The organism is Exiguobacterium sp. ZOR0005 (assembly GCF_000798975.1).
Classification (GTDB): Bacteria; Bacillota; Bacilli; order Exiguobacteriales; family Exiguobacteriaceae; genus Exiguobacterium; species Exiguobacterium aurantiacum.
On record NZ_JTLB01000031.1, the window covers coordinates 39352 to 62735 of the forward strand.

Below are 23384 nucleotides of genomic sequence, written 5' to 3' on the forward strand. Positions count from 1 at the left end.
AGTGGAAAGAAAGGTGGGACCGACCATGAACATCGCAATCGTTTATAGTTCAATGAGCGGAAATACGGAGGAAGTCGCCGCGCTCGTCGAGGCGACCCACCTCGAACGCGGCGACCGGGTCGTCACGTTCGAGACCGATCGCATCGGGCATCGGGAAGCGATGTCACTTGCGTCGTATGACCTCGTCTACTTCGGGTCATACACGTGGGCCGACGGGGTGCTCCCTGACGAGATGAAAGACACGTTCCGCCTCGTCTTGAAGGAGTTGTCCGTTCCGATCCGACAAGCTGCCGTGTTCGGCACCGGTGATAAAATGTTCGTCCACTTCTGTCGAGCCGTTGACGAAATGGCGTACCACCTTTCGAAATATGGAATCCCCCTCGTCGGCGAACTGTTGAAAATCGAACAGTCGCCGCGCAACCAGCCGTACAACGTCCGCCACTGGACAGAGCGGTTGGCACGAAACGCCGAAGAAGGAGTATACGCTTATGACCATTCAAAAGATCAAACTACTGTCGCCCAAACATCCTAACCGGGCGACAGCCATCGTCGGGGGCGAGACGAGTTCCATCGTCAACTGGAACGATATCGCCTATCCGCAGTTTTACACGATTTATAAACAGCTGCTCTCGAACTTCTGGATCCCAGACGAGATCTCGATGTCAAAAGACATGCAGCAATGGCCTCAGTTGAGCGAGCGCGAGCAAGACGCGTTCAAACGCATCATCGGCTTGTTGTCGATCCTTGACTCGGTCCAGACGCGCTACATCCTCGAATCGTCGATGTTCTCGTCTGACTCATCGGTCCATGCGGTGCTGGCGGTCATCGCCCAACAAGAAGTCGTCCACAACCAATCATATAGTTATGTCCTCTCGAGCCTCGTCCCGCTCAGCGAACAAAATCGCATCTTCGATATCGCGAAAGACGACGAGATGGTCATGAAACGGAACCAGTTCATCTTGGACTTATACGAAGACTTCCGGGCCGAGCAGACGGCTGAAACGTTCGCCAAATCGCTCGTCGCCTCAATCATTCTCGAAGGGATCAACTTCTATTCCGGCTTCGCCTACTTCTATAACTTGGCCCGCCACCAGAAGATGGTCGGCACGTCGACGATGATCAGTTACATCCAACGTGACGAGATGCAACACTCGTACTTCGTCAGCCAGCTGCTCCGCGCCGTCTTGACGGAGAACCCGGAAATCGACGCCGACGGCAGCTTCAGCCAATTCGTCTATGACACGATGAAAGAAGCGGTCGACTTAGAGATCGAATGGTGCGAATACGTCCTCCGTGACCTCGACGGCCTGGACGTCAGCGAGATGCGCGACTACGTCAAGTACCTCGCCAACAAGCGCCTGCGCGTCATCGGCTTGAACGACTTGTATGAAGGCTTCAATGAAGACGTCATGCCTTGGATCCGCGCTTACTCGGACGACTCGCTCAATGCGACGAAATCCGATTTCTTCGAACAAAAATCTCGCTCTTACGCGAAAGTCACGGACGCTAACGGCTTCGACGACTTATAAATCATGAACAGGCGCAGGACCCCATCATTCAGATGGAGTCCTGCGCCTTTGTGCTTTTGTCTCTTTACAAAACTAAAACCCTCGACCGTGGTCGAGGGCTTGTTGACATCGTCCTGCGCGAGCAGGTCAGAATCAGTGATATGCTCTGACGTATTGAGCGATCCCTTCAGCGATGGCTTCAGCCATGCGTTGACGCGATGCCTCGCTACGTAAATGAATGATATCTTGCGGTGAAGAGATGAAACCAAGTTCGACGAGCGCTGACGGCATCGTGTTGTAACGGATGACGTAATAGTTCGCCGTTTTGACACCACGATTCGTCATGCCTGACATCGACGACACCAAGTTCGATTGAATGTTTGTCGCTAACACGCGGCTCCGGGCGCTATGGGCAGAAGATGATGAGTAGAACGTCTCAATCCCTTTGGCCGCTGACGAAGTCGCCGCATTCGCATGCAAGCTGACGAACAAGTCTCCCCGAAGGTTTTTGGCGATTTGTACACGTTGGTCGAGCGTCAAATAAACATCCGTTGAACGGGTCAAACGTACTTGATAGTCGTACTTCGAACGCAAGTACGCTTCAGCGCGTTTCGTGACGTCGAGCACGACCGTCTTCTCATACAGCGATCCGCTGACGGCACCTGGGTCGGTTCCGCCGTGGCCGGCGTCTAGGACGATGACAGCACCGCTCGATACGCTCGGTTTCGTCGCCATCGTGAACGCCGCCGAGATGAAGCCGTCGCGTCCGTTGTACTTGATCTTATAGAAGCCGTTCGTCAATCCGTAATGGTCGACTTGCGTCCCGTGAGCGAGCTTGCCGAGAATGGCAGAACTTGCTGACGCCGTCGAACGAACGTTCAACGCATCGCCCGGTGTGTTCGTGAACACTTTTCCTTGCGGTGAGGCGACTGGTGCTGACGGTGCCGTGCCAGCCGTCAACCATGATGTCGGCGTGTAGTACGTCTGTGTCCCGATATGGACGACCGACCAGCTTGAGTTGTGCGTGCTGTACGTCACTGCCGTGAACTGTGGTAACACGAGCAAGACGGGTGAACTCTGATGGGTTTGGCCGAACAAGTTAATGTTTCGGTTCGCATACCCTTGTACTTTCGCCGGTTCCGGCGTCGTTGTCGTCGGCGGTTGGACCGGTGGTGCCCCTGGTGTGATCCATGCCGTCGGCGTGTAATACGTGGCACTTCCATCGTATACGATCGACCAGCTCGAATTATATTTACTCGAGACGACCGGTGTATGCAGTGGAAGAACTTTCATAACTTTTGAAGCTTGGTTGCGCGTTTCGAACAATTTCATTTCGCGGTTGGCATAACCGTTTTCTTTCGTCACCGATGGTTGGAGCGTGCCGGCCGTGATGCCTCGCGTCGGCGTGAAATAAGTGCTCGTCCCTTCATAGATGACCGACCAGCTCGAGTTGTGGATGCTGAACGTGACCGTGCGGTTCGCCGGAATCGTCTTGACGACCGGAGATGTCTGCAACGTCCGATTGAACAACTCGATCGTCCGGTTCGTATAACCGGTTTGCTTTTGCGGGGCTGCCGCCACGACTTTCGGCGCGATATACGCCTTTGCCGCATAATACGTCTTCCCGCTCAAAAACACTTTCACCCATGATGTGTTATGGGGAGCATACTGGACTTCTGTCCCTTTTTTGAGCGTTGTAAAGACTTGGGCATCGCGATGTGATGTTACACGGATGTTCAAGTTCTCCGTCGTCACGCCTGTTGACGAAGCAGCTTGGGTCGTTACCGTCGTCGGCGCCGTCATCGGTTTGATGTACTGGGCCGAGGCATAGTATGTACGATTGTTTAAATACACTTTATGCCATGATTGGTTATGAATCCCATACTTTACTTTTGTACCTTTCGGTAACGTCGTGATGAGCGTTCCAGTCGTGCTTGCTGTCGAACGTACGTTCAAATTGACAGTCGTTTCGCCATCTAATGTTGAGGCCTCAACCGCTGGGATTTGGGCACCGAACAAAAGAAGCGACAGGATAAGAGCAACCTTCAATAGTTTCATTTTCATCCAAAATATTCCTTTCCTCTCGCGCTACTTACTACTAACAACAACTTCATATTAGCATAATGCTTTTTAAAAAAAAGTAAGTATTTGAAAAAAAGATGAATATTTTTGATAAAAAGGGGAATGATTTTTAGTTAAGTTGTCGAATGACCATGTATTTGTCATTCCCATATATTTCTTCTGTGATGTAAAACCCAGGTGCTAATTTGAGCGTCTCATCCGTCAGCGTCCAATTTTGATCACGCAAACGAATGACAAACCCGTCCAATCCTTCGACAGGGGCGACCTTGAAGAAACGGGTCAAATGATGTTCTCTCTCTTTATATCGGTCAAATGTCTCGAAAGGTTTAGGTTCAATCCCGCCCCAATACCGTCCCGTCACATGACGAGAAAAGGATCGCACCGACGGCTCGGTAATCGGGTCCGGTGTATGATCGAACCGCCCGAAGTCCCGCGACGACTTTTCTTCCACGAGTGCCCCGATCGATTCGTATACGTCTAGCCCGACCCGCTCGGCCATCTTTACGACTGCCCGTTGTACGCCTTCGATGTGTCGCTGCAACGACCCCGGTGTGGCGGTGGCCTTCAATTTTTTGTCCCCTTCGTATGCGTTCAAAATGCGAGCGACCTCCCCCGCTTCACGGGCGAGCGCGAAATACGTCACATGAATCGGTGCATCGTCGGCATCGCTTGTCGGGGAATGAAGCGTGATCGCATACTGATTGGCGAGACACGTCGAAATGACGAAGACGTCTAGCAACTCTTCAACGAGCGCGGTGTTGTCATCATCGTGAAGCGCACCCCCGACTTCCCCGACTTCTTCTAACAAACGGGCAAGGCCCGACAACGGTCGCCAATACCCCCCTAAATGAATGATCATCTGATCCACTTGTCGTTGTATCTCTCTCATTTCCTTCACCTATCCTTCTGCTCTATTTACCAGCCGCATGGTATACTATGCTCAATCCAATTGTACGGAAAGGGGCAATGCCTCATGTCGTCTGTCCGGCTTTGGCAACTTGTTCGTCTCGTCCTCGTCGTTCTCGGGATGAGTGCTGTCATCTGGTTGCTCGGTATCATCTTTCAGTACACGTATCCTTTCGTCCTCGCGTTCTTGTTATCCTTGTTGACCGTACCGCTCGTCAACTTGTTTGAACGAAAAGCCAACATACCGCGGGCCCTCGGGACGCTCTTCGCTCTTCTCATCGTCATGGGACTCGTCTCCGGGGTGATCGTCATCGTCGTCTCCCAATTGATTCGTTACGCGACGATCGCGGCGGAAAAACTCCCGACTCAAATCGAGACGTTCACCGCTTTCGCTCAGCGTGTGTTCAATGAGAAGATCGCCCCGTTCGTCAATGACGCCTACGACAGCATCGAGCGGCTTAACCCGAGTCAAACGACGTCGATCGAAGGCGGCATCACCGAGCTCGGTGTGCAGCTCGGGGCGGCGATCGGAGTGCTCTCACGCGGTCTCGCCGGATTGTTGCAAAGCCTGCTCGGCGCCTTGCCGCTCGTCTTGTTGCTCTTCATCGTCATCGTCCTCGCTTGGTTTTTCATCACGAAAGACTGGCCGGCTTACATGCGGCAAATCGATCGTTTGAACGAGCGCAAAGGGTTTAAAGAGTTCGAAGAGGTCATGTTGAACCTACGGGCCGCTCTTTTCGGATACACCCGGGCCCAGTTGACGCTCATCTCGATCACGTTCGGGATCGTCCTCGTCGGCATGTTCATCCTCCGGGTCGACAACCCACTCTCGTTCGCTCTCCTCGCCGCTTTCTTTGACTTATTGCCTTATCTCGGTGTCGGGACACTGTTAATCCCTTGGGCCGCTTATGCCGCCATCTCGGGTGACTGGTTCGTCGCCATCGGCGTGCTCGTCCTTTACATCATCGTCATCGTTCAACGCAACTTGGCCGAGCCGAAGATCGTCGGGTCGCATATCGGGTTGAATCCGCTCGCCGCTCTCGTCTCGATATTTGTCGGACTCAAACTTTTCGGCGTCCTTGGGTTCATATTAGGACCAGTGATCGCCGTGTTGTTGAAAGCACTGTACAACGCTCGCGTCTTTTATTACGTGTGGCGCTTCATCATCGGACCGACGACCATACCAAAAGAGCGATGACACGTCATCGCTCTTTCATCGTGGGTACCGCCACGAACGGTTCTCCTTCAGTTCGGTCGGGATAAGTCGACATCCCGGTCGTTCCCGCTTCATATGCGGCGACGGCCAATATACAGGCATCGATAATATCATCGACCTGTACGTTCGACATCTTCCATTTCCACGGCGAGCTGTTCGAATAGCGGCGTAGCAGCTCAATCCGTTCTGCCTCACCAGCCTCCGTCTTCTTACTGAACTCGGCCTCGCGTCCCGTCATGACCGCAAAGCAGACTTCAGGATGGGACTCGAACACATCGTCACGGTCCAACGTTTGGAACTCCCGGATGCGCGGCGCGAGGTTCCACGCCTGCTTGCTGATCCCTTTCCCGATGAGCTCGCGACTCTTCAGGTTCGCCGCTTCATACGTCTCCTCATTCAACACTTCTTCAATCGGAGGTGTGAAGATGGACGACTTCCGCTTCGTCAACTGCGACCGCAAGTAAGCATCACAAGTACGATCCGGTTTCTCGGTCGTCCCTAACTCTTTCGGCATGTCGACGAAATGCACCGCCCCATCGATCAACAAATCTTCTAACTGCTCTGAGATGGTCAGGCAAAGCGAGATGCTGTCGTACGTGATGCGTACCCAGCTTCCCCGTGCCCCATCAATTCCTACTCCTACCACGGCGTACCTCCTGCATGAAAACCAATATTCCGAACACCGCACAAAAGACGGTGATCCCTAACAACCATTGAGAAGGCCAAGCCGTGTAACCGAAGCCGGTTAGAACGGCAAAGCCAACCAATCCCACTCCTAGTTTCAACGATTCCACCCGTCGAGTAAAGTGGAAAGCGTGCGTACCATGACACCCGTCGGCCCTTTAGGACCGAGTTCGTTCGCCGCCGGGCGTTCACTCGTGCCGGCGATGTCAAGATGAAGCCACGGCGTATCTCCGACGAACTCACCGACGAACGCGCCGCCGAAAATCATGTGACCGAAACGGCCCGGCGAGTTGTTCAAATCGGCCACTTCCGACTTACGGACTTTATTGATGAACACATCGAAGTACGGCATTTGCCAGACGAGTTCATTCGTCTCACGGCTCGCTTCTTCGAGTGCGCCGTAGAGTGCATCGTCGTTCGTCAGACAGCCTGTGACATCGGTTCCGAGCGCGACGAGCACACCGCCCGTGAGCGTCGCCACATCGATGATCACTTGCGGGTCATACGTCTTCGCGAACGTCACCGCGTCAGCAAGGACGAGGCGCCCTTCGGCGTCTGTATTCAACACTTCAATCGTCTTCCCGTTCATCGCTGTGATGACGTCGTCCGGTTTGAAGGCGTCACCGGAAATCATGTTATCTGTCGCCGGAATGACACCGAGCACGTTGACAGCCGGTTTCGTCGTCGCGAGCGTCTCGAACAACCCGATGACGGTCGCCGCCCCACCCATATCGCCTTTCATACCGACGATTCCGTCTTTCGGCTTAATTGAATAACCGCCCGTGTCGAACGTGACGCCTTTGCCGACGACGGCGATCGGGGCTTCTTCCCCGGCCCCGTTATACTCGAGCACGATTAGTTTCGGCGGGAGTTTTGACCCTTGATTGACGGCCAGCAACGCGCCCATCCCGAGCCCTTCCATTTCTTCTTTCTCCACGATACGATGGTTAAACCCGTGGCGCTCTGCCAATTCGACCGCATAGTCGGCAAGCGCCTCTGCCGTCAAAATGTTCGCCGGCATCATCGTCAACTTGCGAGCCACGTTGACCCCGCGACCTCGGGCGGCCCCTTTCTCGACTTCCGTCTGATCGACATTCCCGAGCAAGGTGATCGTCACCTCCGGCGCACTGTCTTTCGGCGCCGACTTGTATGTAGGGTGCTCGTAAGTTGCCATCTCGTAAGCTTCAGCGAACAAAGCACCGTTCGACTCGAACGTCTCGAGCGCGATCGCCACGTCTGTGAACGCACGGGCCTTGATCTCTTTCGCCACTTTCCCGAACCAGTTGCGGACGTTCTCTGTCGTGTTCTCGTTACGTTGTCCGAGCCCGACAAACAAGATTCGCTTCACTGTCCCCTCAAACGTCGGTACGATTGACAGTTCCCCAGTCTTCGTCGAGATGTCCGCTGATTGAATGAGCGACTTGACCCGACCATTATACAAGGCATCGAGCCCCTCATCGATCGTATCGGCAGCCCCGATTCCGACGACAATCGTGTCATATGAATCGGTCCAATCCAAGTCTTTTACTTGATACATGTGTGTCACTTCCCTTCTTTATATATAGTTAGCATAACGAACTTCTCTAAAATAATGAAACGGTATGCGTAAGAGTCAAGAAATCTTCGAATTCAGGCGCCATCTCCTCGTTGTGACGAGGTTTTATTTTATGATAGGATAGGTAAGTACGCAATCCGGCACCCCTTATTCTTGAGGTGAGGCCATTTTGTTCGGTCGAGGCTTCCCCTAGTCGCAGACCGTTGCTACTCTAATCTTCTGCGTTTTCGTTAATTCCTTTTTCATTTCGGGTAAGAACTAACGAGGTAACGTTGGAAGCACACTATTTCTTTGAAGAGAGGGACTACGCTTATGTCACACATTAAAGGTATTGGCGCATCTGCGGGAATCGCAGTCGCAAAAGCATTCGTCATGGAAACACCTTCATTCGACATCCCAACGAACAAAATCGAGGATGTAGCAGCTGAAAAGGCACGCTTCGAGGCGGCCATCGCTCAGTCGAAAGTAGAACTCGAAGAAATTCGCCAAATCACACTTCGTGAACTTGGTGAAGACAAAGCAGAGATTTTCTCGGCACACTTGCTCATCGTGGAAGATCCAGAGATCGTTTCACAAGTGAACGAGAAAATTGAAAGCGAACACATGAACGCCGCGAAAGCCCTCGACGAAGTGGCTCAAACGATGATCATGATCTTCGAGTCGATGGACAACGAATACATGCGTGAGCGCGCAGCGGACGTTCGTGACGTCACGAAACGCGTCATGGCTCACATTCTTGGCGTGACATTCATGACACCCGCTTCAATCTCTGAAGAAGTCATCATCATCGCAGAAGACTTGACGCCGTCTGACACAGCACAACTTAACCGTAAGTACGTCAAAGGATTCGCGACGAACATCGGTGGCCGTACGTCACACTCGGCTATCATGTCACGCTCACTCGAAATCCCGGCTGTCGTCGGAACAAAAGTAGCGCTTGAAGAAATCAAAAATGGCGATCTCGTCGTCATCGACGGCACAGAGGGCGACGTGTTCGTCAACCCGTCTGAAGAACTCGTCAACGAATATAACGAAAAACGTGCTTCATTCGAAGCGTATAAAGAAGAGTTGAAACAACTCGTCAACGAAGAGTCGGTCACAGCCGACGGCCATAAAGTCAAACTTGCGGCCAACATCGGAACACCGAACGACCTCGAAGGCGTTTTGAAGAACGGTTCGGACGCGATCGGTCTCTACCGTACCGAGTTCCTCTACATGGACTCTGAGACGTTCCCGACTGAAGAAGAGCAATACAATGCGTATAAGACAGTCCTTGAAGGCATGGAAGGCAAACAAGTTGTCATCCGTACACTCGACATCGGCGGCGACAAAGAATTGTCTTACCTCGACTTGCCGAAAGAAATGAACCCATTCCTCGGCTACCGTGCGATTCGTCTTTGCCTTGAGGAAACTGATTTGTTCCGCACACAACTTCGCGCCCTTCTCCGCGCCTCGGCTCACGGTGACCTCGCGATCATGTTCCCAATGATTGCGACACTCGAAGAGTTCCGTGCCGCGAAAGCCCTTCTTCTCGAAGAAGAAGCGAAGTTGAAAGCAGAAGGCGTCGCTGTCGGCAACTACGAGACAGGGATGATGGTTGAAATCCCATCGACAGCCGTCATGGCGAAACAGTTCGCGAAAGAAGTCGACTTCTTCTCGGTCGGCACGAACGACTTGATTCAATACACGATGGCAGCGGACCGCATGAACGAGAAAGTCTCGTACTTGTACCAACCGTTCAACCCGGCCATCTTGAATCTTCTCCACAACGTCATCACAGAAGCGCACAAAGCAGGCAAATGGGTCGGCATGTGTGGCGAGATGGCAGGAGAAGAGCTCGCGATCCCAATCCTTCTCGGACTCGGACTTGACGAGTTCTCGATGTCAGCTTCGAGCGTATTGCGCGCACGTAGCCTCGTGAAACGTTTGACGAAATCGGAAACAGAAGCGATCGTCAACGAAGTTCTCAACATGGATACAGCAGAAGAAGTCGTGAACTTCCTCAGCGAAAAATTCGATATTAAGGCGTAATCAAAAAGATGGCTCTCGCACGATGTGAGAGCCATCTTTTTTTGTTTTATTCCGCCCCTTTATCATCCGTTCTGAAGTCGAGCGCCTCACCCGCGACGACCGTTTCTCCGAACGGCACGATGACCGTTTTGCCATCCCCGTTTGTCCAAATGATCGGCGTGATGAGCGACGGTACTTTATCGCGAATCAAGTCGAGGTCGACGTCGAGCAAGACATCCCCCGCTTCGACGCGATCGCCTTCTTTCACTTTCGACGTGAAGCCTTCCCCTTTCAAATTGACGGTGTCGAGACCGACGTGGATGAGGATTTCTCGTCCATCATCCGCGAGCAACCCGATCGCATGTTTCGTCGGGAAGAACGTCGTGATCTGTCCGGTGACAGGAGACACGACTTGGCCCGCGCTCGGTTCGATGGCAAATCCTTCACCCATCATCCGACCGGAGAACACTTGATCCGGCACATCGTCGAGTGACAAGATCACACCTGACATCGGTGCGAGGAAGCGATGATCGGCCTGTTCCGCCGCCTCAGGTGTGATGACAGCTTTTTCTTTCGGCTTGTACTCGCCGCCTTCAATGATCGCGGCGATTTGAGATTTGAGCGTGTCCGACTTCGGCCCGAAGATCGCCTGAATGTTGTCTCCGACTTCAAGGACACCGGCGGCACCAAGGTCTTTGAGCAAATCTTTATCGACTTGTTTGACGTCGTTTACAGTGACACGAAGTCGCGTGATACAGGCGTCGAGGTGCTTAATGTTCTCCGGTCCGCCTAGACCGACGAGCACTTCATAAGGCAAATCGTCACCGACGACGGTACGTGCCTCTTTTCCTTCGACCACGGCTTCACGTCCGGGAATCTTCAAGTCGAACTTTTGAATCGCGAAGCGGAACCCGAAGTAATAGATGACGGCGAACACGAGGCCGACCGGGATGACGAGCCACCAGGCCGTCCGGTTCGGTAATACCCCGAACAACAGATAGTCAATGAGTCCGCCCGAGAACGTCATCCCGATCTTGACGTTCAGTAAGTGCATCGTCATAAAGGACAGTCCGGCAAATACCGCGTGAATCCCGAATAGAAGAGGTGCGACGAAGACGAACGAGAACTCGACCGGCTCTGTGATCCCTGTGAGGAACGACGTGAGCGCTGCCGAGAAGTAAAGGCCTTCGACGTTTTTCCGACGTTCTTTCGGTACGGTGTGATACATCGCGAGACAGGCAGCCGGCAACCCGAACATCATGAACGGGAATTTCCCGGTCATATACGTCCCGGCCGTGAACTCGACGCCGTCACGCAACTGCGCGAAGAAGATCCGTTGGTCCCCTTGGACGAGATCCCCGGCTTGGTTCGTGTATTCCCCGAACTGGAACCAGAACGGAGAGTACCAAATGTGGTGTAGCCCGAACGGGATTAACGACCGCTCGACCAACCCGAAGACGAAGGCCGAGACGGCCACGTTCGCTTCGATGATCGTGCTTGAGAACGTGTTGATCGCGACTCCGATCGGCGGCCAAATGTAAGCGAGCCCGATCCCGATGATCAAACTGAACGCCGCTGTGGCGATCGGGACGAACCGCTTCCCGGCGAAGAACCCTAAGAAATCCGGCAACTTGATGTTGAAGTATTTGTTATAGGCAAATGCGGCGACTAGACCAGCAATAATCCCCCCGAACACCCCCATTTGGAGCGTCGGGATACCGAGCACCGTTGCGTACTGCGGGTCCCCTTGGACGATATCCGAAGTGATCCCGTTCCACGTGCTGATGACTTTGTTCATGATCAAATACCCGACGATAGCTGCTAACCCGGCGACACCGTCCCCGTTGGCCAACCCGATGGCGACCCCGACGGCGAACAACAGACCTAAGTTGGCAAACACGATATCCCCGGCATCGGTCATGACCTGCCAGACGAGGATGAGTGAATCGTTTGCCAAGAAAGGTAAGAGTGCAACGAGATCAGGATTTTGGAATGCGGTACCGAACGCCAGTAAGAGACCGGCTGCCGGCAAGATCGCAACCGGAAGCATGAGTGCCTTCCCGATCCGTTGCAAGACACCAAACACTTTCTTCCACATCTTGGTTCCCTCCTTTTGTCAGAATACTTACTTTTCCCCATCTGACATATGGCTGAAACCGTTTTCCCGATACAAAAAAAGCCAACCCATAAAGGATTGGCTTTCAACTAAAATTAGTTAGCTTTCTTTTCGTTACCTGACGCGATGACCGCTTGCATTTCTGATTTCAATGCATCCGAACGCGGTCCGAAGATCGCTTGAATGTTGTTTCCGACTTCAAGGACACCAGCTGCCCCGAGACGTTTCAACTCTTCTTTGTTCACTTGGTTCTTATCTTTAACTTCAACGCGAAGACGTGTGATACAAGCGTCTAAGTGTTTGATGTTTTGTGAACCACCGAAACCAACGAGGATATCTTGTGCAAGTTCCGAACCAGTAGCAGTTGATTGCTCAACGACTTCATCTTCACGGCCCGGTGTTTTAAGGTTGAACTTGCGGATTACGAAGCGGAATCCGAAGTAGTAAACGACTGCGAATACGAGACCGACCGGAATGACGAGCCACCAGTCTGTACGGTTAGGAAGAACACCGAAGAGAAGGTAGTCGATCAAACCGCCCGAGAACGTCATCCCGATTTTGACGTTCAAGATGTGCATGACCATGAATGAAAGGCCAGCGAAGACGGCGTGTACTGCGAACAAGAGTGGAGCGACGAACAAGAATGAGAACTCGATCGGCTCAGTGATACCAGTCAAGAACGATGTAAGTGCTGCCGAAGCCAAAAGACCACCGACGACTGCTTTACGCTCAGGACGTGCTTCATGGTACATCGCGAGTGCTGCTGCTGGAAGACCGAACATCATGAACGGGTATTTACCAGTCATGAACGTACCGGCTGTAAGTTCAGCGCCGTCACGAATTTGTGCGAAGAAGATCGCTTGGTCACCACGGACGATCGTACCAGCTGCATCCGTGTACGAGCCGAACTCGAACCAGAACGGCGAGTAGAAGATGTGGTGAAGACCGAACGGGATCAATGAACGTTCAATCAAACCGAAGACAAACGCCGCGAGCGTGCGGTTTTCAGTCAACATGAAGTTTGAGAATGAGTTCAAGCCGTGCTGAACTGGTGGCCAGATGAGAAGCATGACGAAACCAGCGACGACCGCGGCGACAGCCGTGACGATTGGGACGAAACGCTTACCAGCGAAGAAGCCAAGGAATTGCGGCAGTTGAATGTTGAAGTATTTGTTATATGCCCAGGCGGCGATCAGACCCATAATGATACCACCGAATACACCTGTTTGAAGTGTCGGGATACCAAGGACTGATGCGTAAGCCGGGTCACCTTGTGCGATAATTTCAGGCGTGAGCTCGAGCCACACACCCATAACTTTGTTCATGATGAGGAACCCGACGATAGCTGCGAGTCCGGCAACGCCGTCCCCTGCTAAACCGATTGCGACACCGACAGCGAATAAGAGTGCCAAGTTCGAGAAGATGATGCCACCCGCTTGCTCCATGAGCTGAGCGAATTTCACGACGCCTGCGTTCGTTAACCAACCAGCGCGTGATGTAAGGGCCGGGTTTTGCATCGCGTTACCGAATGCAAGAAGAAGACCGGCGGCCGGCAAGATCGCAACAGGAAGCATAAGCGCTTTACCGACTTTTTGAAGAACACCAAAAATCTGCTTAAACATGATAAATCCTCCTTTTGAAATGGTTTGTACGGAAAGACGACTGTAGATGTCAGACAACCGACGTATCTAAACGTTTTCATAATAAACGTTTATAAAAACAGAAACAGGCATGAACAAGGGATAGAACGTAGACCTCTCCCAATGGAGAAATCGTAAGCCGTTCCACTCCTTACTCATGCCTGATCGAATCAGTAACACGTAAGATACGTGGTATCATTTATCTACTTGTAAGGCGCTGGAGATGCATCGTCAAATATGTCGCTTCACCTCGTGGGACAGGACGCTTTAATTCGCGTTCCATGATACCCATCAGCTCCCAAGCAGTACTATAGCATAGCGGATATTCTTCACGCAATACCTTTTCTATTTTTTGTGGGGCCTCGACGAGCTCACCGGTCGCAACCCGCTCAACGGCGTACCGTAAGTGCCGAAGTAAGCGCTTATAATCGAGTGAAGTCCGATCCATTTTGACGTTCAACCGACTCTCAATCGTCTGAACGATTTGCCCGATGATTTGATTGTGACGGTTCACTTCGAGCACGTTTTTAAACGTCGTCGCCGAATGGATATGAAGGGCGATAAAACCGACCTCGGCGTCCGGCAACAACACGTCGAGCCGCTCATGAATCATATCGACGATGCGTTCGGCGAGCGCGTACTCGTTCGGATAGAGCGATTCGGTCTCCAGCAAGAACGGATTCGTCACTTCCATCCCTTGTTCGATTCGTTTCATCGTGAAGAACAAGTGGTCGGTCAAGCCGATATGAATATGTTCATCGACCTTTTTGCCCGTACTCATCTCGATGAAGCCGACGATTTCTTGCATGAAGGCGATAAAGTCCTCATCGACGTGCTTGACGAGTTCACGGTACTGCGACTGTTCTTCTTTATCGGTCAACTGATACACTTTCTCCGGGACGCTGGCCGGGTCGACGAGATCGCCCGCCTTCTTGCCAAAGCCAATCCCCTTCCCAAGTAGAATGACTTCCGGATCCGTATCATGTTGACAAATGACAACGCTATTATTCAACACTTTTTTGATCGTATACATCGGTAATGTCATTCGTATCGCATCCCTTACTAATTAAATCGTTATCTTATCTAGTATATCGGTTCAGCTTCTAAAAAAGTAGGCGGAAAACAAAAAAGACGAACATTTCTGTCGTCTTTAGAACATCGAATAACCGCTCTTGCGCAAGAATCGAATCGTCACGCCAGCCAAAATGGTGCCGAGCAAGCCGAAACCGAGCATGAAGATGTCAAGAAACTGCAGCCCGAGCAAACGTTCATACACGTTCGCGAGTGCCGTCGACGTTTCTGTGACGTAACTTGAGAGCTTGACGTTATCAATCATCAAAATGACGAAGATCGGATAGATGAACACGAGCGTCCATGTCTTTTTCAGCAACATGTTCAAGATGAAGCCGATGCTAAAGAACATGACCAAATATAAAATCGCGCCGATGACGGCCTGGATGATATGCATGCGATTGCCCCCTTTTCCCGATATCTATTATACCGAATCGACTTCCGCTTGGTCAAAGAAGTTCACCGGATTGTCGACACGAAAAAGCAGCCCGTTCTCATGAACAGGCTGCGCGTTGGCTCAACTGAATTAGAATTTACCCTTTTTAAGGACAAGACCATATTTCTTGAGCTCGATGAAGTGTTTGTTGTCGATGACTTTCTTCATGAACGAAGCGTTGCGACCGAAGATCTTTTTGCCCATGACGATTCCAATCCCATCGTTATGGCCGAGTGAAGCGACTGTCCCTTTGCTCTCATACGTGAACTTCGAAGTCGATTTTCCGTTGATGAGGGCCGCGATGTTTTTCGCAACGTTATGTGCTTGTTGCGTCGCGATTTGGGCTGTCGGCGGGTATGGGCGGTTTGATACCGGGTCCATGACGGCCGAGCAGTCACCGATGATGAAGACGTTGTCGTGGCCAGGGGCACGGTTGTCCGCTTCGACCATGACGCGGTTACGGACCGCTTCAAAGCCAGATTTCTCGATGATTGGGCTACCGCTGACGCCGCCTGTCCAAAGGATCGTGTTCGCAGCGATCGTCTCCGTCGTGTCACCTTGGAGTGGACCGAACGTGACAAGACCAGGTTCGACACCTTTGATTCCGTTGCCGAGTTTCATCTCGACGCCGTTACGCTCGAGCCATTTCTGCGCATACGTCGTGAGTTCCGGGTCGAAACCTGGGAGAACCGTTGGCGCCGCTTCGATGTTGACGATGCGAACCGCTTCACGCGGTACGTCGTATTGCTTGCAAAGCTCAGGGATACGGTTGACGAGTTCGCCGAGGAACTCGATGCCGGTAAAGCCTGCGCCACCGACGACGATCGTGACGTAAGAGCGATCTGTCGAATTTTTTGATTTATATTCTGAGAACGAGTACTCGATGTGGTTTTTGATTTTACGGACGCTGTTGAGCGAGCTGATCGTCATCGCGTTCTCTTTGAGACCTGGGATACCGAACGTTTCCGGTACGCCGCCGAGCGCGAACACGACATAATCGTATTCAACAGTCGAACCGTCTTCGAGCAATACTTGTTTAGCCGTAGTATCGACGCGATCGACGATCCCTTTGACAAATTTCACTCGTGACGGGTTCACGACGTCGTTGATGTAAACGCGAGCTTGATCCGGTTTCATCGTTCCTGCCGCTGGCTCGTGAAGCCACGTTGTCTGGTAATGGTAATCATGCTTGTTAATAAGCGTGATGTTCGCATCTCCGGCTGAAAGTGTCTTCTGAAGATTGACTGCTGTGATGAGCCCGCCAAAACCCGCGCCGAGAATAACAATGTTAGGTCGTTTCATGTTCATTTCCACCTTATGTTTCATAGTTTTGTTTTCTTGAACAACCATGTTGTGTCTTTTTTCACATGATTGTTCACAATAAAGCCTAAACCTTGTTCAACCAATGTTCACAATTGCTTCTATGTCATTGTACGCTCTTTGTTTCGTTTTCTCAATGGAAAAGCTTATCTTCTTGAATTTTTTTTGAATGTATTGCATGTTTGTACAGAATGGATTTAATTGACGAATGTCACTATAATAGATGTATACGTTTTGAGGAGGAATTCGATGAAATCGACGAAAGATGTGATCATCATCGGTGGCGGCCCGGTCGGACTGTTCACCGCATTTTATGCAGGTATGCGACAACTCGATGCGACGTTGATCGAAAGTTTGCCACAACTCGGCGGACAATTGTCAACGCTCTATCCAGAAAAATATATTTACGACATCGCCGGCTTCCCGAAAGTGAAAGCCCAAGATTTGATCGACCAGCTGAAAGCACAGGCTGACCAGTTCGAGCAGGACTATCGTTTAGGCGAGACGGTCGAGACGGTGGAACGGTTAGAAGACGGCACGTTCCAAATCACGACGAACAAAGACGAGTATCATACGAAAGCGATCATCATCACTGCCGGGAACGGGGCATTCGCCGCACGTCCGCTCGGGATTGATGGTTGCGAAGACTTTGCCAACCTTCATTATTTCGTGGACAACATGGAGAAATTCCGTGACCGCCGCGTCATGATCGCCGGTGGCGGCGACTCAGCCGGTGACTGGGCGCTCATGCTTGAAGGCATCGCCAAAGAAGTCCACATCGTCCACCGCCGTGACCGTTTCCGTGCCCATGAGCACACGGTCGAACAGATGAAGGCATCGACGATCAACGTCTGGACACCATATAACATCGAGTCGCTCTCTGGTGAGACGCACATCGAATCGATCGAGTTGACCGACAAGGACGGCACCTCGAAGTTCGTCGAAGTCGATGACTTGATTTGCAACTACGGTTTCGTCTCGTCACTCGGCCCGATCAAAAACTGGGGCATGGAGTTCGAGAAGAACACGATCCGTGTCGACTCACGCATGGAGACGACAGTCGCCGGCATCTTCGCTTGCGGTGACATCGCCACGTACGAAGGCAAAGTGAAATTGATCGCGACCGGCTTCGGCGAAGCACCGATCGCCGTCAACCAAGTGAAGCAGCTCGTCGACCCGACAGCACGCCACCCGCAACACTCGACCTCGGTATTTGCCGGGAAATAATCAATTCGGCCCCTCATCTTGATTGATGAGAGGCCGTTTTTTTTATTTGCGAATCGTCTGAATGATGACGCGGTCAATCCAATCATCAAGTTGCGTGAACACGAATCCGGCTTTTTTCGCCTCCGCGATCGACATGTAGTAATCGACGTCCGTGTCGTACGGGGACGACTCCCCGTCTTTGACGATGTGGACCGGTTTACCGAGATGATGACCAATCCGCTCCATGAGCGCGCCCATCGAGATCAACCCGTCGCTCGCCGCGTTGAACGGCCCGGTCACGTTCGCCCGGCCGACCCATTCCAAAAAGGCGGCCGCCTCAAAGCTTGAGATGAAGCCCATTTTTGCTTCCGGATGATGGAGGACGATCGGCTCTTCCCGACGAATCGCGTCGACATAAAACTTGAGACGGTCCGTATAGTCGTCCGGACCGAGCACGATCGGAAAGCGGACGGTCGCGACCGGGAACGAGGCGCGATGAAAGAAGTACGATTCGGCCTCCCGTTTACCTTGTCCGTAGTCATGATCTGCTTCGAGGTGGTAATCGTAATGGAGCGGATTGAAGTCACTTTCTTTTAAATTGGAACCCGGGGCGTAGACGGACAACGTCGACGTCAGCACATATTTTCCGACTCGGTCCAAAAACGCATCGGCCGCGATTTTCGCCTGATACGGCGAAAAACAAATGTTGTCATAGATGACATCGTAACGGTCGCGTGATAAGTCTTTCATCGTCGCCACCGACTGCCGGTCTCCTTTGATTGAACGAATCCCTTCTGCCTCAGGCACTTGCAGTTGCCCTCTCGTCACAATCGTCACGTCGTCTCCCGCCTCCGCCAATCGGAGTGCCAATCGTTTCCCGAAATAGCGCGACCCACCGAAAATCAGTACTTTTCTCATCCTCTCTGCCCCCTTTTCATCCTTCTCTCTCCAATATTCCCGTTCATTTCCTTGGAATAACCTACGAACAAAAAAAGGTCACAGACGTATGTCTGCAACCTCCCCGTTCAGCAATCTCCCGGTGTCCCGGCGTTCGACGCGGTCCGGAAACTCGAGCCGCAACCGCACGTCGCGATGGCGTTCGGGTTTTTAATCGTAAAGCCGCCCCCGAGCATCGACTGTTTGTAGTCGATTTCGAGCCCATCGACGACACCGTGGTCGGCCTCGGCGACGATGACGCGGACCCCGTGATGGTCGAACTGAACGTCCTTGTCCGTCTTTTCCTCATCGAACCCCATTCCATAAGACAAGCCGGTACATCCGCCCCCTTGTACTTTGATCCGTAAATATTGTCCATCGGGGCGTTCGGTCTGTTTCATCATATCGATGACCTGAAGCGCCGCTGACTCTGTCAAATGAATCATCTGAACTCCTCCTTCATTATCTTCATATCAAGTCAACTCACTTGAGATTTTGTGAAATATCTTGTATAACTAAACTGTAACAAAAAAAATTAAATCGTTCCATCTTCGGGGCAGGGTGAAATTCCCGACCGGCGGTATTGAAGACAAGTTCTTCTCAGCCCGTGAGCGAGCAAGGCGTTGCTTGCTGATTTCGTGAGATTCGAAAGCCGACAGTATAGTCTGGATGGGAGAAGATGGCGGCATCCGACCGATATTCGGATGTTTTCTTTGGCGTGGGCTTTTCCGCGATGGAAAACATCTATTTCGTATGCGCGTAAACTCTCCCGATTGTTTTCATGCAATCGGGTTTTTCTATGCGACGGGTGCCATTCATCAAGGAGCGACAAAAGGAGAGATTTTGATGAAAACAACGCGTAACAAACGATTGACTACACTGGTGACGCTATCGATGCTCGGGGCGATCTCATTCGTGCTCATGCTCTTTAACTTCCCACTGCCTTTCCTACCACCGTTCTTGAAAGTGGACTTCAGTGACATCCCAGCGCTCGTCGCCGGTATCGTCTTCTCGCCACTCGCAGGCGTCGTGGTCGTCGCTCTAAAAAACGTCCTCTATTATGTCTTTAACGGTGGCGGCGTGCCGGTCGGTGAACTTGCGAACTTCTTCGCGGGTGTCGCCTTCATGTATCCGGTCGCTTGGTTCTACCATAAACGTAAAACGAATAAAGCGCTCGCTTCAGGCCTCGTGGCCGGAACGATCACGATGGCGCTCAGCTTGGCCATCTTGAACTATGTACTCATCTTACCGGCATACGCGTTCTTCTTCGGGATGGCCGAAATGGCGGACCCGGCCGTGAAAACGAACCTCGTCCTTTACGGGATCTTACCATTCAACTTTATTAAAGCCTTGTTGATCACTGCCTTGTTCGTCCCGCTCTTCATCAAATTGAAGCCGTGGATCGAACGTCAGCGCATGCAACTTCAAGCGTAACTCGTACGCGTCTAGGAACATTCCTAGGCGCTTTTTTCATGTCTTGTTCAATAACAGCGCCATCCCATTCCGGCTTACCCATACGTATCAACCGAAGGGACATGACACCATCCTAGGACGATGGACAGTTTCCGGATCTCGTGTCTCACGTGACGGCTCACAGCGACGCACATGACACACGACCTTAACCTGCCCACACAAAAAGAGTGACCACCGAAGTGATCACTCTGATTATCTCGTATTCGATTAGAGAAGAAGTCCAGCGAGTGTCGCTGACATCAAGTTAGCGAGCGTACCTGCGAGAATCGCGAGGACACCCATGCGTGCGATGTCACCACGACGGTTCGGCGCCATACCACCGAGACCACCGAGAAGGATCGCGAGTGACGAGATGTTGGCGAATCCACAGAGCGCGAACGCTGTCATCGCTTCCGTACGAGCTGAAAGCTCACCCGTGCCAATGATTGGTGCGAATTCAGAGAAGGCAACGAACTCGTTCAAGACAAGTTTTTGTCCGAGGAAGCTACCGAACTGAACTGCATCTGCCCACGGTACACCGATGACGAACGCGAGCGGAGCAAACACATAACCGAGAATCAATTGAACTGTAAGGTCACCGAAGCCGAACAAGCCACCGATTCCACCGAGAATCAAGTTGACGAGTGCGATCAATGAAACGAAGGCGAGAAGCATCGCACCGACGTTCAAGGCGAGGAAGAGACCGTCTGACGCACCGCGAGCGGCCGCATCGACGAAGTTCGCTGCCTTGTTCTCTTCATCTTCCGCGATTTCGATGTTGTCATCTGGCTCATCTGTCTCAGGGACGATGATTTTCGCGAACATGAGACCTGCCGGAGCAGCCATGAAGCTCGCTGCGAGCAAGTACGAGAGCGGTACACCGAGTGCGGCATATCCAGCAAGTACCGAACCGGCAACCGATGCGAGACCACCGACCATGACTGCGAAAAGCTCTGACTGCGTCATCGAAGGAAGGTACGGTTTGATGACGAGCGGTGCCTCTGTTTGACCAACGAAGATGTTCGCCGTCGCCGAGAGTGACTCTTTACGTGACGTGCCGAGCGCTTTCGCGAGCGCCGTACCGAGAATACGGATGACCCACTGCATGACGCCGACATAGTAGAGAAGAGCGATGAGCGACGACATGAAGACGATGATCGTCAACACTTGGAACGCGAAGACGAAGTTGTCCCCGCCTACAGCTGTGCCGAAGACGAAGCTGATCCCTGCGTTCGCCGTGTTCAAGACGTTTTGAACCCCTTCCGAGATCCAAAGTAAGACGGCCCGCCCTGCTGAAGTATAAAGGACGAGGAAGGCGAACAAGAACTGGATGGCGAATGCCGCCAAGACTGTGCGCCACTTGATGGCTTTACGGTTGGTAGAGAAGATGTAAGCGATTCCAATTAGTGCCAAAATACCAACCACACTCATGATTTTCATTAGTGTTGTGCTCCTTTCATGTTAAGAAAAGCTATTATTTGTGACATACCCGAAAAGAGATGTGTCCTACCGTTTGAAACGCTTTCTTTTTTTGATGTTAAACGTCAGACAACCTACATTCGAACCTCTTTGAATATACCAGACCGTTTTAAAAAAAGCAACGGGTCAAAAAGAAAAAAAGTTTGAAGAAACTCCAAACTTTTTACCATGCCATCTCTTCGATTTTTTCATATACGTTTGCCACGAGTTCCTCCGGCGTCTGCCCGATCACGACTTCACCGTCAACGAGGCAAAACAAGTCAAGGGCACACACACCGCAGTAGCCGGTGCAGCCATATTCCACGACGTCAAGGTCAGGGTCAGACTCGAGCTTGGCACGGGCGATTTGTGAGCCCATCGCTAAGTTCGAGGCACAGAACTCGATGATTGGATTCATCATTTCTTTCACCGTCTTTCTTTCCTTTATTCTAAGGAAAATGGTTCTTCTACGGCAGATTATAACATGATACAGTTAAAGAGTAACAAAGGGGGATTTTTATGCGCAAATTAGTCGTCTTAGGAGGCGGTTACGGGGGAATGCGTGTCATCGAACGTGTGCTCAGCCATCAGCTGAACGACGTGTCGATCACACTCGTCGATCGTCTGCCTTATCATGGGTTAAAAACAGAGTATTATGCATTGGCCGCCGGAACGGTGTCAGACCGTGACATTCGGGTCGACTTCCCGGAAGGAATCGACTACATATACGGCCAAGTGACCGACATCGACACGACAGACAAAATGGTCTTGCTCGCAAGCGGGGAAAAAGTACCGTATGACGACCTCGTCATCGGACTAGGTTGCGAGGACAAATACCACAACGTACCCGGAGCCGCCGAATTCACGTATAGCATTCAAACGCTTGAAGAATCGCGGAAGACACAACAAGCCATCAACGGCCTCTCACCCGGCTCTGTCGTCTCGATCGTCGGTGCCGGCCTGTCCGGCGTCGAGCTCGCGAGCGAGCTCCGGGAAAGTCGTCCTGACTTGACCGTTCGTCTCTTCGACCGTGGACCATCCGTCTTGTCGTTCTTGTCAAACCGCGTCTCGATGTACGTCCAGTCCTGGTTTGAAGAGCACGGTGTCGACGTCATCAACAACGCCAACATCACGCGCGTCGATGCGGATGGTTTATGGAACCACGAAGAACTCTTCGCCTCGGACATGATCGTCTGGACGGCGGGCATTCAACCGGTCGCGGTCGTCCGTAACCAAGGTTGGGAGCTTGACGGCGGTGGCCGTGTCAAATTGACGCCTCACCATCATGTCCCGGAAGCACCGGACGTCTTCGTCGTCGGGGATAACGCAAGCCTTCCGTACGCACCTTCCGGCCAACTCGCCGAGGCCCAAGCCGAGCAGATCGTCCAAGTGTTGCTCTGCAAATGGAAAGGTGTGGCTTATCCCGACCTTCCTGCCATCAAATTGCGAGGCACGCTCGGTTCGCTCGGCAAAAAAGCAGGGTTCGGCGTCTTCATGGGCAAACAATCGCTCACGGGGAAAGTCGCTCGACTGCTCAAGTCGGGCATCTTATGGAAGCATAAAGTCATTAAATAAACGTATGTTCCAACGTGTTGTGCCGATCTCGGCACGACACGTTTTTGTATGGACACAACCTTTGGCGCTTGAAGACGCGTGTGACAAAAGTCCTGGACCGATATCCCCGATTCCACATTTTAAATATTCTGAATATTGATACGATTGACATCTACATCCCGATGGAAATACTTGTTACATTATGGACACGGCAAACAACACGCGCCACTCCTC

General features: G+C 52.0%; 20 protein-coding genes and 1 riboswitch. Of the genes, 7 read left to right on the forward strand and 13 right to left on the reverse strand.

Annotated elements, in window-relative coordinates; all coding sequences use genetic code 11:
- Window positions 1-25: 25 nt before the first annotated feature.
- Entirely contained in the window at window positions 26-532 is a 507-nt protein-coding gene (locus L971_RS13150) for a flavodoxin domain-containing protein (protein WP_047376232.1), read from the forward strand.
- The gene (locus tag L971_RS13155; protein ID WP_029334663.1) at window positions 489-1529 is read left to right on the forward strand and encodes a ribonucleotide-diphosphate reductase subunit beta; all 1041 of its coding nucleotides are present in this window, start codon (window positions 489-491) and stop codon (window positions 1527-1529) included. Before L971_RS13150 ends, L971_RS13155 begins: the two co-directional genes overlap by 44 nt.
- Before the next feature lie 132 nt (window positions 1530-1661).
- Here L971_RS13155 and L971_RS13160 read toward each other — a convergent pair whose 3' ends face one another.
- A complete protein-coding gene (locus L971_RS13160) occupies window positions 1662-3572 on the reverse strand; it encodes an N-acetylmuramoyl-L-alanine amidase (RefSeq protein ID WP_047376234.1) in 1911 nt (636 codons plus the stop codon).
- Between the two features lie 127 nt (window positions 3573-3699).
- Complete coding sequence (locus L971_RS13165) at window positions 3700-4479, reverse strand: MazG nucleotide pyrophosphohydrolase domain-containing protein (RefSeq protein ID WP_029334661.1); 780 nt, start codon at window positions 4477-4479, stop codon at window positions 3700-3702.
- 84 nt (window positions 4480-4563) lie between these two features.
- On the opposite strand from L971_RS13165, the gene ytvI reads away from it, so the two are divergent.
- Window positions 4564-5694, forward strand: coding sequence for a sporulation integral membrane protein YtvI (ytvI, locus tag L971_RS13170; protein WP_047376235.1), 1131 nt, complete (start codon window positions 4564-4566; stop codon window positions 5692-5694).
- A gap of 4 nt (window positions 5695-5698) precedes the next feature.
- Here the strand turns inward: ytvI and L971_RS13175 are convergent, their stop codons facing one another.
- Complete coding sequence (locus L971_RS13175) at window positions 5699-6358, reverse strand: DUF429 domain-containing protein (protein WP_024371289.1); 660 nt, start codon at window positions 6356-6358, stop codon at window positions 5699-5701.
- Window positions 6359-6493: 135 nt separating this feature from the next.
- Window positions 6494-7933: a leucyl aminopeptidase gene (locus tag L971_RS13180; protein WP_047376237.1), complete on the reverse strand. Its 1440-nt coding sequence runs from the start codon at window positions 7931-7933 to the stop codon at window positions 6494-6496.
- A 330-nt stretch (window positions 7934-8263) separates the two neighbouring features.
- On the opposite strand from L971_RS13180, the gene ptsP reads away from it, so the two are divergent.
- Window positions 8264-9982 carry a phosphoenolpyruvate--protein phosphotransferase gene (ptsP, locus tag L971_RS13185; RefSeq protein WP_024371287.1) on the forward strand — a complete coding sequence of 573 codons (1719 nt, stop codon included), beginning with the start codon at window positions 8264-8266 and terminating at the stop codon, window positions 9980-9982.
- A 46-nt stretch (window positions 9983-10028) separates the two neighbouring features.
- Here ptsP and ptsG (L971_RS13190) read toward each other — a convergent pair whose 3' ends face one another.
- From ptsG (L971_RS13190) to L971_RS13210, 5 genes are all read right to left on the reverse strand, one after another.
- Window positions 10029-12059 carry a glucose-specific PTS transporter subunit IIBC gene (ptsG, locus tag L971_RS13190; RefSeq protein ID WP_047376238.1) on the reverse strand — a complete coding sequence of 677 codons (2031 nt, stop codon included), beginning with the start codon at window positions 12057-12059 and terminating at the stop codon, window positions 10029-10031.
- Between the two features lie 113 nt (window positions 12060-12172).
- Entirely contained in the window at window positions 12173-13699 is a 1527-nt protein-coding gene (gene ptsG / locus L971_RS13195) for a glucose-specific PTS transporter subunit IIBC (RefSeq protein WP_024371285.1), read from the reverse strand.
- Window positions 13700-13916: 217 nt separating this feature from the next.
- Entirely contained in the window at window positions 13917-14762 is an 846-nt protein-coding gene (glcT, locus tag L971_RS13200) for a glucose PTS transporter transcription antiterminator GlcT (RefSeq protein ID WP_024371284.1), read from the reverse strand.
- A gap of 105 nt (window positions 14763-14867) precedes the next feature.
- A complete protein-coding gene (locus L971_RS13205) occupies window positions 14868-15185 on the reverse strand; it encodes a YuiB family protein (RefSeq protein ID WP_024371283.1) in 318 nt (105 codons plus the stop codon).
- Between the two features lie 129 nt (window positions 15186-15314).
- Entirely contained in the window at window positions 15315-16526 is a 1212-nt protein-coding gene (locus L971_RS13210; RefSeq protein ID WP_024371282.1) for an NAD(P)/FAD-dependent oxidoreductase, read from the reverse strand.
- 267 nt (window positions 16527-16793) lie between these two features.
- Here L971_RS13210 and L971_RS13215 point away from each other — a divergent pair, with 267 nt between their 5' ends.
- Entirely contained in the window at window positions 16794-17771 is a 978-nt protein-coding gene (locus tag L971_RS13215; RefSeq protein ID WP_047376239.1) for an NAD(P)/FAD-dependent oxidoreductase, read from the forward strand.
- Between the two features lie 42 nt (window positions 17772-17813).
- On the opposite strand, the gene L971_RS13220 is transcribed toward L971_RS13215, so the two are convergent.
- Together L971_RS13220 and L971_RS13225 are read right to left on the reverse strand one after the other, a co-directional pair.
- Entirely contained in the window at window positions 17814-18668 is an 855-nt protein-coding gene (locus tag L971_RS13220; RefSeq protein WP_047376242.1) for an epimerase, read from the reverse strand.
- 107 nt (window positions 18669-18775) lie between these two features.
- Window positions 18776-19132: an iron-sulfur cluster assembly accessory protein gene (locus L971_RS13225; RefSeq protein ID WP_029334649.1), complete on the reverse strand. Its 357-nt coding sequence runs from the start codon at window positions 19130-19132 to the stop codon at window positions 18776-18778.
- A 97-nt stretch (window positions 19133-19229) separates the two neighbouring features.
- Window positions 19230-19371, forward strand: a riboswitch (FMN riboswitch).
- Between the two features lie 161 nt (window positions 19372-19532).
- Between L971_RS13225 and L971_RS13230 the strand changes: the two genes are divergently transcribed.
- Window positions 19533-20120 carry an ECF transporter S component gene (locus L971_RS13230; protein WP_024372564.1) on the forward strand — a complete coding sequence of 196 codons (588 nt, stop codon included), beginning with the start codon at window positions 19533-19535 and terminating at the stop codon, window positions 20118-20120.
- 246 nt (window positions 20121-20366) lie between these two features.
- Here the strand turns inward: L971_RS13230 and L971_RS13235 are convergent, their stop codons facing one another.
- Both L971_RS13235 and L971_RS13240 read right to left on the reverse strand, forming a co-directional pair.
- On the reverse strand, window positions 20367-21578 hold the full coding sequence (locus L971_RS13235; protein ID WP_024372563.1) for a NupC/NupG family nucleoside CNT transporter: 1212 nt from the start codon (window positions 21576-21578) through the stop codon (window positions 20367-20369).
- Between the two features lie 202 nt (window positions 21579-21780).
- A complete protein-coding gene (locus tag L971_RS13240) occupies window positions 21781-22017 on the reverse strand; it encodes a YuzB family protein (protein WP_024372562.1) in 237 nt (78 codons plus the stop codon).
- A gap of 98 nt (window positions 22018-22115) precedes the next feature.
- On the opposite strand from L971_RS13240, the gene L971_RS13245 reads away from it, so the two are divergent.
- Window positions 22116-23171, forward strand: a complete 1056-nt coding sequence (locus tag L971_RS13245; RefSeq protein WP_024372561.1) for an NAD(P)/FAD-dependent oxidoreductase — start codon at window positions 22116-22118, stop codon at window positions 23169-23171.
- Window positions 23172-23384: the final 213 nt, after the last annotated feature.